Consider the following 12,843-nt stretch of genomic DNA (forward strand, 5'->3'; position numbering starts at 1 on the left):
TCACGCTCAGTCACGAGGTCCGTGCACCGCGCGATCGACGAGTGACTCGGCGACCTCGCGCAGCTTGCGGTTGGAGTCCTGCGACACCCGGGCCAGGATGGCGAACGCCTCGTCGGCCGAGCAGCGCCGCTGCCCCATGATGATGCCCTTCGCCTGCTCGATCACGGCCCGGCTCTGCATCGCCTCCTGCATCTGCTGCGCCAGCGTCGCCGTGCTCTCGTAGAGGTGGACGTTGGCCAGCGCGATGGCGGCGTACCCGGCCAGCGTCTGCGCCAGCTCGACCTGGCGGTCCAGGACGCCCGGGGACGCGCCGTAGATGTTCAGCGCGCCGACCATCGCCTCCTGAATGGGCAGGCCGATCGACAGCGAGCTGGCCGCGCCCGCTGCGTGCGCCCGGGCCGCCCACTCCGGCCAGCGGCTCTCCGCCGCCATGTCCGGTACCAGCATGGCGGTGCCGGTGGTGGCGGCGTCCAGGCACGGGCCGCGGCCCTGCGCGTACTGCCACTCGTCGAGCGTCAGTGCCAGTTCGCCGGTGTACGCGGCGGTGTGCGCCTCGGTGCCCTGGACCAGGGTGACCGAGACCTCTGCGGTCCCGGGCAGGGTGTCCTTGGCGACCTGGGCGATGGTCGACAACACCACGTCGAGGTCGACTTCGTCGTACTTGATCCGACCGAGTCTGATCAAGGCAGCGGCGAGGTCGGGGTGGTCCTGCGGCATGAGCGGTGACGTCCTTGTGCGAAGCGACGCCGCCGGCCCGCGAGGGGCGCGACGGCTGGTGGTGGGGATCGGCCCGTGGTGACGGACCGGCGTCCCGATTCCTGACGGAGATCGGGACCGCGCCGCTTCTTGACGCTTGTTCGTGACGCCCCGGACGGGACGTCGACTACCGGGACAACTCTACGACCCGGAACGGGTCGGTAGGACGGGACGTGCCGACGCGTGGCCGGCGGCCGGTAGCGCCGGGCGATCGACGACCTCGAACGCGCCGAGCGTGCCGGTGACGGCGAGGACGCGCCGGACCACCGGGGAGGGGCGGTGCAGGATCAGCCGCCGGCCGTGCCGGGTGAGCATCCGATGCGCCAGCACCAGCGCGTTCGTGCCGTACGCGCCGAAGAAGCTGACCTCCGCGAGGTCGATCACCACGAGCGGGGCGGGCGCCGCGACGGCCGTCTCCACGAGTTCGGTGAGCAGATGCGCGTTGCTGAGATCCACCTCGCCGGCCACCGAGACCTGAGTCACGTCCGTGCCCGCGTGGCAGCTCAGCCACATGATCGGCTGTTCGTCGGACACGGCACCCCCACCTCAACGTCCGAGGAGGCTCCCGGCGGCACTCGCCGGGAGCAGGAGGGCGCATGTCTTGACCCATATCCGAAGATACGCCGACGGGGTGGACATCGCAGCGTGGGACGAGTTCGGACCCGCCGGTCCCGGGTACCGTCATCGCAACGAGCGCTGCCGATGATCCCCGTCAGGACAGGACGAGAGCATGGAAGCCCCCCGCATCGACCCCGGCGAAGCCCTCGCGGAGCTGAGTCGGATCCGGCTCGACGAGGTGGCGCTCGACGACGTGCTGGCGCGCGTCGCCGACCTGGCGAACCGGGCGGTGCCGGGCAGCGCCGAGGTGTCCGTCTCCCTGGTGCAGGCCGGCGCGAGCCGGGCCATCGCCTACACCAGCGACCTGGCCCGCAGCCTGGACGAGTGGCAGTACGAGCACGACGACGGGCCCTGCCTGGACGCCTCGGTCAGCGCGGTGAGCATCTCCCTGCCCGACCTGACCGATGAGCCGCGCTGGCCCGGCTGGGCGGCGCGGGCCCGCTCGGCGGGCGTGCAGAGTTCGCTGTCGATCGGACTGCCGATCCAGGAGGCGGTCACCGGGGCGCTGAACGTATACGGAAGATCCACCGACGCGTTCGACAAGGCGTCGATCGAGCTGGCGGAGGAGTTCGCCGCGTACGCGGCGGTGGCGCTCGCCAACACGCACCTCTACGAGAGCACCGCGACGCTGGCCCGGCAGATGCAGGAGGCGATGCGCAGCCGGGCGGTGATCGAGCAGGCGAAGGGGATCATCATGGGACAGCGGCGCTGCTCGGCCGAGGAGGCGTTCACGCTGCTCGCCAAGCTCTCCCAGGACTCCAACCGCAAGCTGCGCGAGGTGGCCGAGGCACTCGTCTCCCGCGCCGCCGCCCGCTGATCCGTACACGTCGTCGCGGGGCGTGAAACCGTCGTGAAACCGCGCTGATCCTGCCTGCCGTCACGGTTGCGGGCATGACGACGACGAACTCTCCCGGCGCGATGGTCGAGGTGTCCGGGCTGCGCAAGGCGTACCGGAGACAGGTGGTGCTCGACGGTGTCGACCTGCGCGTACCCGAGGCCACCGTGTTCGCCCTGCTCGGCCCGAACGGCGCCGGCAAGACCACCACCGTGCAGATCCTCTCCACGCTCATCCGCCCCGACGCCGGCACCGTCCGGATCGCCGGCCACGACCTGACCGCCGCACCGGACCGGGTACGCGCCGCGATCGGCGTGACCGGCCAGTTCTCCGCCGTCGACGCGCTGCTCACCGGCGCGGAGAACCTGCGGCTGATGACCGACCTGCGGCACCTGGGCCGGACCGAGGGACGGCGGGTGGTGGACGACCTGCTGGCCCGCTTCGACCTGACCGAGGCGGCGGGCAAGCCGGTGGCGACATACTCGGGCGGGATGAAGCGCCGGCTGGACCTGGCGATGACGCTCGTCGGCCGCCCCCGGCTGATCTTCCTGGATGAGCCGACGACCGGCCTGGACCCGCGCAGCCGCCGGGCCATGTGGCAGATCGTCCGTGAGCTGGTGGCCGAGGGCGCCACCGTCTTCCTCACCACCCAGTACCTGGAGGAGGCCGACCATCTGGCCGATCGGGTCGCGCTGCTCGACGGCGGTCGGCTGGTCGCCGAGGGCAGCCCGGCCGAGCTGAAGCGGATGGTGCCCGGCGGCCACGTACGCCTGCACTTCACCGACGCGGCGCACCTGGCCGCGGCGGCCGGGCTGTTCCCGGCGGCCACCCGGCACGACGACGACCTCACCCTGCGGGTGCCGGGCGACGGGAGCGTCAGCGGGGTGCGGGGGCTCCTCGACCGGCTCGACGCCGCCGGTGTCGCTGTCGATTCGTTGAGCCTGCACACCCCCGACCTGGACGACGTCTTCCTGGCCCTCACCGGCCACCCGACCGAGGAGAAGGTGACCGCATGAGCACGCTCGCCCACACCATCGGCGACTCGGCGACCATGCTGCGCCGCAACCTGAAGCACGCGGTGCGCTACCCGTCGCTGACCGTCGTGGTGATCGCCCTGCCGGTGATCTTTCTGCTGTTGTTCGTCTACGTCTTCGGCGGCACGCTCGGCAACGGACTCGGCGACGTGGCCGGGGGCCGGTCCGCGTACGCCGACTACGTGACCCCCGGCATCCTGCTGCTCGCCATGGCCGGCGCGGCGCAGGGCACCGCGATCGCGGTGGCCATGGACATGGCCGAGGGCATCGTGGCGCGGTTCCGCACCATGTCCATCGCCCGCGCGGCGGTCCTCACCGGCCACGTCGTCGGCGCGGTGACGCAGACGCTGCTCGGCATGGCGGTGGTGGTCGGTGTCGCGTTGCTGGTCGGATTCCGGCCGGACGCCTCCCCGGCGCAGTGGATCGCCGCCGTCGGGCTGCTCACCCTGACCGCGTTCGCGATCACCTGGCTGTCGGTGGCGCTGGGCATGGTGTCCAAGAGCGTGGAGAGCGCCAGCAACCTGCCCATGCCGTTGCTGCTGCTGCCGTTCCTGGGCAGCGGGTTCGTGCCGACCGGCTCGATGCCCGGGTGGCTCGGCTGGTTCGCCGAGCACCAGCCGTTCACCCCGATCATGGAGACGTTGCGCGGCCTGCTCCTGGCCGGCCCGGTCGACGGCGGTGACGCGCTCGTGGCGGTGGCGTGGTGCGCCGGGATCAGCCTGCTCGGTTACCTGTGGGCGCGCCGGCTGTACGACCGGGATCCCTCCCGCTGAGTTCCGCCACGGCGGCGAGCCGCAGCTCGTCGTGGTCGAGAGCGGCGTACGACGCGCTGGCCGCGTCGTACGCCGCCGCGTCCGCGTCGCGCGCCGCCCGGCGGGCCGCCGCCGAGGACATGGTGGGCTGGAAGTTGCGCAGGTAGCCGAAGCGTTCGGCGAGCGCGACCAGCCGGGCGCCGGCGGCACCGTCGCCGGTACCGCCCGACCGGTCCAGCTCGACCAGGGCGAGGGCGAGCAGCAGCGACCCGTGGAGCGGCAGCTGCACGAGAAAACCGGGCGGGTCGGTGATCGGGTCGGCCAGCAGGGTCACGCTCCGGCGGCGCAACGTCTCGGCGAGCCCCGGCACCAGGTCCAGCCGGCCGTACCGGGCGTGCGCGGCCAGGGCAGCCGCCCGGATCTCCAGATGCCACGGCGCGTCGCCGGGCGGGCCGGACCAGACGAGCGGATCCGACGGTTGACGCAACCCGTGCAGCGCCTCCCGCCAGCCGGCCAGTCCGGCCTCGACATCGCCCCGGGCCAGCGCGAACTCGGCCCGGATGCCGCGCTCGTACGCCCGCATGCCGTACTGGTCGTCCGGCACCGGCACGGCGTCGTATCGACTGTCGCAGGCATCGGTGGTGGCCAGCCGCAGCCAGCGTTCCGCCTCGTCGACCTCGCCCAGCGCCAGGTTGACCAGCACCAGGCTCCAGCGGATCTGGAGGCGGTCCCACCACGGGCCGGAGTCGGCCAGCAGGTCCAGCGCGGCGGTCAGGTTGTCCCGGGCCTCCGCCGAGCGTTCGGCCTGCATGCAGAGTTCGCCGACCCGGGAGTGGGCGAGCACCAGGAGCCACCGCAGCGGCCGGTGCGCCACCGCGTCGAGCATCCGCCGGGCCGCGTCGAGCGCGTCGTCGGGCCGGCCGGCCTGTTCCAGCAGGTAGCTGGCCAGGGCGTTCGCCATCGCGACGACAAGCGGTTCGCGGTGCGCGCGCAGCGCGGTGAGCACGGCCGGGTCGGCGCCGATCTCGGGGAGCGCGCCCAGTACCACCGCCATCGCACCGGCGACCGTGTCCGGCGGGGGCGGCGGCAGGCGGCGCAGCACGACCAGCGAGCGGGTCGAGCGACGCCCGGCGATCATCAGGTTGTGCGCCACGCCGAGCACGGCGACGGTACGGACCGGCGCCACGAACTCCGGCGCCGGACGGTAGTGGGACAGCAGGAAGTCGGTGTCGGCGACCAGCGCGAGCATCCGGGTGTAGCTGGTGTCCAGCGTCCACACGGCGGCCAGCGCGGCGGCGACACCCGCCACCGTCGGCGCGTCGGACCGGGCCACTGCCAGGCGCAGCGCGGCGACCAGGTTGTCCTGCTCGGCGCGGACCGTCGCGACCGTGGTGAACGGCTCGGCGCCGAGCAGCGCCTCGTGGTGCCCGAGGCCGAACTCGCGGGCCCAGGCGAGGAACGCCGCCACCACCCGCTCGTCCTCGCCGGCCTCGGCACGGCGGGCGGCGCCGAACTCCCGCACCGTCTCCAGCATCCGGAACCGGATCGCGTCGGGCGTCTCCTCCACCCGCAGCAGTGACTGGTCGACGAGGTGTTCCAGCACCGGCAGCGCGTCCTCGCCGAGCACCCGGTCCGCCGCCTCCGTGCTGAACCCGTCCGGGAACACCGACAGCGCCCGCAACGCCGCCCGCCCTTCCGGCCGCAGCAGGTTCCAGCTCCAGTCGACCACCGCGTGCAGCGTGTGGTGGCGTGGTGGCGCGTCCCGGGGGCCGCCACGCAGCAGCCCGAACCGGTCGTCGAGGCGGCGGGCCAGCTCCGGCACGCTCATCGCCCGCACCCGGGCTGCGGCCAGCTCGATCGCCAGCGGCATCCCGTCCAGATGCCGGCACACCTCGGCCACCTGGTCGGCGGGCAGCACAACGCCCGGCCGGGCGGCGCGGGCCCGCTGCGTGAACAGCTGCACCGCCGTGTCCAGCGGCAGTTCGGGCAGCGCGTGCACCGCCTCCGAGGTCAATCCCAGCGGGGTGCGGCTGGTGGTCAGCACCCGCAGCTCCCGGGTCGCCGCCAGCAGCGCCGCCACCAGCTCGGCGACGCCCCGGACCACCTGCTCGCAGTTGTCCAGCACCAGCAGCACCGGCCCCGGTCCGAGCGCCGCCACGATCGCGGCGACCGGGTCGGCGGGCATCGGCAGCGCGCCGACCGGCCCGGCCACCGGCTCGCCCACCCCCAGCGCCGCGGCGACCGCCTCCGGCACGTCGCCGTCGACGGCGACCGCGCCGAGCGCCACCAGACGTACGCTGCGCTGCGGTGCGCGCCGGGCCACGGCGTACGCGAGCCGGGTCTTGCCCAGCCCGCCCGGGCCGACGACGGAGACCACCCGGGAGCCGGCCAGCAGGGACTCCACCGAGGCCAGGTCGCCCTCGCGGCCCAGCAGCGGGTTCGGCTCGTACGGGATGCCGGGCCGGGCCACCCGGCTCTCCCCGTCGAGCAGTTCCCGGTGCAGCTCGCGCAGCGCCGCTCCCGGCTCGGCGCCCAGCTCGTCGCGGAGCGAGCGGCGGTAGTCCTCGTACCGGTTCAGCGCCGCCGACCGGCTCGTCACCGCTGCCTCGCACCGGAGCAGTTCGGCCAGCACCTCCTCGTCGTGCGGGCTTGCGGCGGCCGGCGCGGCGAGCCCGGGCAGCGCCTCCGCGGACCGTCCGAGCCGGGACAACGCGAGCGCCCGTGCCCGGGACAGTTCCCGGTGCGTGGCCGCCCTCTCCGCACGCAACGCGGTGAGTGGATCGCCCTCGCCCGGGTCGTCGGCCGGCGGCCCGGACCAGTTCCTCAGGCCCGCCTCCGCCTCGGCGAGGGCTTCCGCGTGCGCACCCGCGCGGGCGTGCCGGGCCGCCGCCGCGGCGTGCCGCAGCACTGCCGCCGCGTCCACCTGCGCGTCGGTGAGCGCCAGCCGGTAACCGGTGGCGGTCCGGACGATCAGGTCGGCGCCCAGCTCGGCGCGGGCCCGGGAGACCAGGATCTGCAACGCCTTGACCGGATGCCGGGGCGGGTCGTCCGGCCAGAGCGCATCGACGAGCGCGCCGGTGCCGCAGCCGGACCCGAGCCGGCCGGCCAGGAGTGCCAGCAGCCCGCGCAGCCGTGCGCCGCCCACCGGCACTCCTCGGCAGACCACGTCCGACAGCACTGTCAGTTCGGTGGTCACCGGGCCAGCGTAGGCGGCGGACCGGCTCGTGACGGCCCCGCGCCGGGCGGTCCGTGAAGGCGGCGTGAAAAGCCCCGGCCCGCCCGTACCGGATCCGTCAAAGCAGTCGACCGTGCGCACCCGGCCCGGTTGGTATGGCCCGCGAAGGACGTACCGACGCGGGAGGCGGAAATGGGACGAGAACGGGCGGACGGGTGCACCGGATTCCGGGTGGCCGCAGGCGCCGCAGTGGTGGTCGGCGCGGCGCTGATGGCGGCCGGGGTGTTCACACCCGGCGAGCGGCCCGGGCGGGTCCTGGCGATGGCGGGCGTCGTCGGGGCGTACGCCGCTGTGGTGGCCGATCTGCGCGCGGTCGCGGCGGTGACCGCGCTGGGTGCGGCGGTCTTCGTCGGGTTCCTCGCGCACGGCTACGGCGAGCTGACCGGCCCGGGTGACGCCTGGTCCCGGGCCGTGCCGATCGGGTTCGCCGCGGTGCTCGGCGCCGGCTACCGGCACCTCCGGTCGATCGGCGCCGAGGCCCGGCCGGTGACCCGGATCACCGGCCCCGGAGACGGCGTGAAAAGCGCGTCAAGAAACCGTGGCCGCGCGTGATGGTCGCGTCAAGACCCCTGTCCGTGCGCCGGATACGGCGCTGTGATTGCCCGGCGCGGCCGGGAGGCGGTCGCGAGGACATCTTCCGCTAGGAGAGATCAGCCGTGTCTGACGTGCTGTTCGTGTTGCTGACGGTGGGGCTGTTCGCGGCTCTCGCCCTCGTGGTGAGGGGCGTGGAGAAGCTGTGAACGCCGTCAACGCCGTCGGCCTGGTGCTGGCGATCGGCCTGGGCGTGTTCCTGGTCGTCGCCCTGCTGTTCCCGGAGCGCTTCTGATGAGCATGACGACAGCCGGCGTGCTCTTCGTCCTGTCGCTGGTGGCGGCGCTCGTCGCCGTGCACCGGCCGTTCGGCGACCACATGCACCGCGTGGTCGCGGGAACCCGGTCGTCCCGCTTCGAGCGGGGGATCTACCGCCTGGTCGGGGTCGACCCGGCCGCCGAGCAGACCTGGGGCGTCTACGCCCGCTCGGTGCTGGCCTTCTCGGCCGTCTCCCTGCTGTTCCTGTACGCGTTCCAGCGCCTGCAGAACCACCTGTGGCTCTCGCTGGGATTCGATCCGGTGGTGCCGCACGGCGCCTGGAACACCGCCGTGTCGTTCGTGACCAACACGAACTGGCAGTGGTACTCGGGTGAGTCGACGATGGGCCACCTGGTGCAGATGGCCGGCCTGGCGGTGCAGAACTTCGTCTCGGCCGCCGTCGGCATCGCCGTGGCGGTGGCGCTGGTCCGGGGCTTCGCCCGCAGCCGTACCGGCGAGCTGGGCAACTTCTGGGTCGATCTGACCCGGGTCACGCTGCGGATCCTGCTGCCGATCGCGGTGCTCGGCGCGCTCGTGTTGATGCTCGGAGGCGTGGTGCAGAACCTCTCCGGCGGCACCGACGTGACCACGCTGACCGGCGGCACCCAGACCGTCACCGGCGGGCCGGTGGCGAGCCAGGAGGTCATCAAGGAGCTGGGCACCAACGGCGGCGGCTTCTACAACGCCAACAGCGCCCACCCGTTCGAGAACCCGACCGCGTGGACGAACTGGCTGGAGATCTTCCTGATCCTCGTGATCCCGTTCAGCCTGCCCCGGGTCTTCGGCCGGATGGTGGGGCAGAAGCGGCAGGGCTACGCGATCGTCGCCGTGATGGCGATCCTGGCGTTCGCCAGTGTCACCCTCACAAACGTCTTCGAGCTGGCCGGCGACGGCACGGTGCCGCAGGCGGTCGGCGCGGCGCTGGAGGGCAAGGAGGTGCGCTTCGACGTGTCGAACTCGGCCACGTTCGCGGCGGCCACCACGCTCACCTCGACCGGCGCCGTCGACTCGTTCCACGACTCGTACACCGCGCTGGGCGGCATGATGACGCTGGGCAACATGATGCTCGGCGAGGTCGCCCCCGGCGGTGTCGGCGCCGGCCTGTACGGGCTGCTGATCCTCGCGGTGATCACGGTGTTCGTGGCCGGCCTGATGGTCGGGCGCACCCCGGAGTACCTGGGCAAGAAGATCGGCTCGCGCGAGATCAAGTTCGCCTCGATGTACTTCCTGATCACCCCGGCGCTGGTGCTCACCGGCACCGCCGCCGCGTTCGCCACCGGCAACGCCTCGACAGCGCTGAACGCCGGACCGCACGGGCTGTCCGAAGTGCTCTACGCGTTCACCTCGGCCAGCAACAACAACGGCTCCGCGTTCGCCGGCATCACCGTGAACACACAGTGGTGGAACACTGCGCTCGGGCTCTGCATGCTGCTCGGCCGGTTCCTGCCGATCATCTTCGTGCTCGCGCTGGCCGGCTCGCTGGCCCGCCAGCAACCCACACCCGCCTCCGAGGGCACCCTGCCGACCCACCGGCCGTTGTTCGTCGGCATGGTCGTCGGCGTCACGGTGGTCCTCGTCGCGCTCACCTTCCTTCCCGCACTCGCGCTCGGCCCGCTGGCCGAAGGGCTGTGACCACCATGAGAGACAAGGACATGACAGCACCTGTGCAGACCGCCGACGCGCCGGTCACCGGCGACACCGCGGCTCCCGGCACGCCGGGCCGCCGCGACCGGGTCGGCGGCGGACTGCTCGACCCTCGCCAGTTGCTCCGGTCGTCGCCGGACGCGCTGCGCAAGCTCGACCCGCGCACCCTGTGGCGCAACCCGGTGATGCTGATCGTGGAGATCGGCGCGCTGTTCACCACAGTGCTCGCGGTGGCCGACCCGTCCGTCTTCGCGATCGCGATCACCGTCTGGCTCTGGCTCACCGTGATCTTCGCGAACCTGGCCGAGGCGGTCGCCGAGGGGCGCGGCAAGGCGCAGGCCGACACGCTGCGCCGGGCCAAGCAGGACACCGTCGCCACCCGCCTGGTCGGCTGGACGCCGGGTGCCGCCGCGAACGCGTACCGGGACGAGGCGGTGCCCGCGCCGCAGCTGCGGCAGGGTGACGTCGTCCTGGTCGAGGCCGGTCAGGTCGTCCCCGGTGACGGCGACGTGGTCGAGGGCATCGCCAGCGTCGACGAGTCGGCGATCACCGGCGAGTCCGCCCCGGTGATCCGGGAGTCCGGCGGCGACCGCAGCGCGGTCACCGGCGGCACCCGGGTCCTCTCCGACCGGATCGTCGTCCGGATCACGCAGAAGCCGGGCGAGAGCTTCATCGACCGGATGATCGCGCTGGTCGAGGGCGCCAACCGGCAGAAGACGCCGAACGAGATCGCACTGAACATCCTGCTGGCCGCGCTGACGATCATCTTCCTGCTCGCCGTCGTCACACTCCAGCCGATGGCGATCTTCGCCAAGGGTTACCAGGCCGCCGCGCCGGACACCGCGGCGATCACCGACTCCGGCGTCACCGGCGTCGTCCTCGTGTCGCTTCTGGTCTGTCTCATCCCGACCACCATCGGGGCTCTGCTGTCCGCGATCGGCATCGCCGGCATGGACCGGCTCGTGCAGCGCAACGTGCTGGCGATGAGCGGCCGGGCGGTCGAGGCGGCCGGCGACGTCAACACGCTGCTGCTGGACAAGACCGGCACGATCACGCTCGGCAACCGGCAGGCCGCCGAGTTCCTGCCGGTGGACGGCGTGGACGCGGCCACGCTCGCCGACGCGGCGCAACTGTCCAGCCTGGCCGACGAGACCCCCGAGGGCCGCTCGGTCGTGGTGCTCGCGAAGAACGAGTACGGGCTGCGCGAGCGCGAGCCCGGCCTCATCCCGCACGCCACGTTCGTGCCGTTCACCGCGCAGACCCGGATGAGCGGCGTCGACCTGGACGCCGGCGGCGACGTCCGGCACATCCGCAAGGGCGCCGCCGCCGCGGTGATGAAGTGGGTACGCGACAACGGCGGCCACCCGACCGAACAGGTCGGTGAACTGGTCGACGCGATCAGCGGCACCGGCGGCACGCCGCTCGTGGTGGCCGAGCACGTGGCCGGGGAGCCGGCCCGGGCGCTCGGCGTCATCCACCTCAAGGACGTGGTGAAGGCCGGGATGCGGGAGCGCTTCGACGAGATGCGCCGGATGGGCATCCGCACCGTGATGATCACCGGCGACAACCCGCGTACCGCGAAGGCGATCGCCGACGAGGCGGGCGTGGACGACTTCCTCGCGGAGGCCACGCCAGAGGACAAGCTCGCGCTGATCAAGAAGGAGCAGGAGGGCGGCCGGCTCGTCGCCATGACCGGCGACGGCACGAACGACGCGCCCGCGCTGGCCCAGGCGGACGTCGGTGTCGCCATGAACACCGGCACGTCGGCCGCCAAGGAGGCCGGCAACATGGTCGACCTCGACTCCGACCCGACCAAGCTGATCGAGATCGTGGAGATCGGCAAGCAGTTGCTGATCACCCGGGGTGCGCTGACCACGTTCAGCATCGCCAACGACATCGCGAAGTACTTCGCGATCATCCCGGCCATGTTCGCCGGCATCTACCCGTCACTGGACCGGCTCAACATCATGCGCCTGGCCAGCCCCGAGTCGGCGATCCTCTCCGCCGTCGTCTTCAACGCGATAGTCATCGTGGCGTTGATCCCGCTGGCCCTGCGCGGCGTGCGCTACCGCCCGGCCGGCGCCTCGACGCTGCTGCGCCGCAACCTGTGGCTCTACGGCCTCGGCGGCATCGTGGTGCCGTTCGTCGGCATCAAGCTCATCGACCTGCTCGTCCAGTTCGTCCCGGGGATCTCGTGATGCGCCTTCCCAGTTGGCTCTCCCAGCACCTGGCCGCCCTGCGCGCGGTGCTCGTCTTCACCGTGCTGCTCGGCCTGATCTACCCGTTCGCCCTGGTCGCCGTGGGCCGGCTCCCCGGCCTCGACGGCAGGGCGGACGGTTCACTGCTCACCGTCGGCGGCCGGACCGTCGGCAGCTCGCTGATCGGCCAGTCGTTCACCGACGCGGACGGCAACCCGATCCCGCGCTACTTCCAGTCCCGCCCGTCGGCCGCCGGGGAGGGCTACGACCCGACCTCCACCGCGGCGAGCAACCTCGGCCCGGAGAGCGTGGTGGACACGCTCGCCGCCGACCCCGCCGGCTCCACGCCGAGCCTGCTCACCCAGGTCTGCGCGCGCAGCAAGGCGATCGGCGACCTCGACGGCGTGGACGGGCGGCGCCCGTACTGCACGCCGGACGGGGTGGGCGCGGTGCTCGCCGTGTTCCGCGCCGACGGCCTCACCGGCCCGATCACCCGCGTGGTGAGCGTCAACCAGGCCGCGCCGGCGACGCCGTTCGTCACCACCTGGCAGGGCGTACCGGTGGAGGCGGCCCAGCCCGGCCACGACTACGTGGCGGAGGGCGGCATCGTCACCCCGGTACGCGGGGACGCCCCGGCCCGGCCCGCCGTACCGGCCGACGCGGTCACCGCAAGTGGCAGCGGCCTCGACCCGCACATCTCCCCGGCGTACGCGGAGATCCAGGTGGCCCGGGTGGCGCGGGAGCGCGGCGCGGACCCGGCGGCGGTACGGCGGCTGGTCGCCGAGCACACCACCGGCCGGGCGCTGGGCTTCATGGGTGAGCCCGGGGTGAACGTGCTGGAACTCAACCTCGCGCTGGACGAGGCGTTCCCGGCGCGCTGACGCGACAGCGACCGGAGCGGCCCCGGGGAAGGCCCGGGGCC

11 protein-coding genes are annotated in these 12,843 nt (G+C 73.0%); 8 read left to right on the forward strand and 3 right to left on the reverse strand.

The genetic code is table 11. The features are described from left to right. Positions 1–6: 6 nt before the first annotated feature. Both O7611_RS00885 and O7611_RS00890 read right to left on the reverse strand, forming a co-directional pair. The gene (locus tag O7611_RS00885) at positions 7–717 is read right to left on the reverse strand and encodes a GAF and ANTAR domain-containing protein (protein WP_194798833.1); all 711 of its coding nucleotides are present in this window, start codon (positions 715–717) and stop codon (positions 7–9) included. A gap of 180 nt (positions 718–897) precedes the next feature. Then, positions 898–1,290 carry an STAS domain-containing protein gene (locus O7611_RS00890; RefSeq protein ID WP_269696033.1) on the reverse strand — a complete coding sequence of 131 codons (393 nt, stop codon included), beginning with the start codon at positions 1,288–1,290 and terminating at the stop codon, positions 898–900. A gap of 196 nt (positions 1,291–1,486) precedes the next feature. Here O7611_RS00890 and O7611_RS00895 point away from each other — a divergent pair, with 196 nt between their 5' ends. The 3 genes from O7611_RS00895 to O7611_RS00905 all read left to right on the forward strand — a co-directional run bounded on the left by O7611_RS00895 (position 1,487) and on the right by O7611_RS00905 (position 4,016). Continuing rightward, entirely contained in the window at positions 1,487–2,191 is a 705-nt protein-coding gene (locus O7611_RS00895; RefSeq protein ID WP_194798832.1) for a GAF and ANTAR domain-containing protein, read from the forward strand. Positions 2,192–2,265: 74 nt separating this feature from the next. Beyond that, the gene (locus O7611_RS00900) at positions 2,266–3,225 is read left to right on the forward strand and encodes an ATP-binding cassette domain-containing protein (protein WP_269696035.1); all 960 of its coding nucleotides are present in this window, start codon (positions 2,266–2,268) and stop codon (positions 3,223–3,225) included. After that, a complete protein-coding gene (locus O7611_RS00905; RefSeq protein WP_269696036.1) occupies positions 3,222–4,016 on the forward strand; it encodes an ABC transporter permease in 795 nt (264 codons plus the stop codon). The genes O7611_RS00900 and O7611_RS00905 overlap by 4 nt, the downstream gene beginning before the upstream one ends. On the opposite strand, the gene O7611_RS00910 is transcribed toward O7611_RS00905, so the two are convergent. Continuing rightward, positions 3,958–7,191, reverse strand: a complete 3,234-nt coding sequence (locus O7611_RS00910; RefSeq protein WP_269696037.1) for an ATP-binding protein — start codon at positions 7,189–7,191, stop codon at positions 3,958–3,960. The two genes, O7611_RS00905 and O7611_RS00910, sit on opposite strands and share 59 nt — an antisense overlap. A 171-nt stretch (positions 7,192–7,362) precedes the next feature. Here O7611_RS00910 and O7611_RS00915 point away from each other — a divergent pair, with 171 nt between their 5' ends. The 5 genes from O7611_RS00915 to O7611_RS00935 all read left to right on the forward strand — a co-directional run bounded on the left by O7611_RS00915 (position 7,363) and on the right by O7611_RS00935 (position 12,802). Next, complete coding sequence (locus O7611_RS00915; RefSeq protein WP_228531253.1) at positions 7,363–7,782, forward strand: hypothetical protein; 420 nt, start codon at positions 7,363–7,365, stop codon at positions 7,780–7,782. Positions 7,783–7,966: 184 nt separating this feature from the next. Continuing rightward, on the forward strand, positions 7,967–8,056 hold the full coding sequence (gene kdpF / locus O7611_RS00920) for a K(+)-transporting ATPase subunit F (protein WP_088643699.1): 90 nt from the start codon (positions 7,967–7,969) through the stop codon (positions 8,054–8,056). Further along, positions 8,056–9,711: a potassium-transporting ATPase subunit KdpA gene (kdpA, locus tag O7611_RS00925; protein WP_269696038.1), complete on the forward strand. Its 1,656-nt coding sequence runs from the start codon at positions 8,056–8,058 to the stop codon at positions 9,709–9,711. The genes kdpF and kdpA overlap by 1 nt, the downstream gene beginning before the upstream one ends. 20 nt (positions 9,712–9,731) lie before the next feature. Continuing rightward, positions 9,732–11,921: a potassium-transporting ATPase subunit KdpB gene (gene kdpB / locus O7611_RS00930; RefSeq protein ID WP_194798827.1), complete on the forward strand. Its 2,190-nt coding sequence runs from the start codon at positions 9,732–9,734 to the stop codon at positions 11,919–11,921. Next, entirely contained in the window at positions 11,921–12,802 is an 882-nt protein-coding gene (locus O7611_RS00935) for a potassium-transporting ATPase subunit C (RefSeq protein ID WP_269696039.1), read from the forward strand. The genes kdpB and O7611_RS00935 overlap by 1 nt, the downstream gene beginning before the upstream one ends. Positions 12,803–12,843 lie beyond the last annotated feature (41 nt).

This window comes from Micromonospora sp. WMMC273, from assembly GCF_027460285.1.
Taxonomy (GTDB): Bacteria; Actinomycetota; Actinomycetes; order Mycobacteriales; family Micromonosporaceae; genus Micromonospora; species Micromonospora aurantiaca.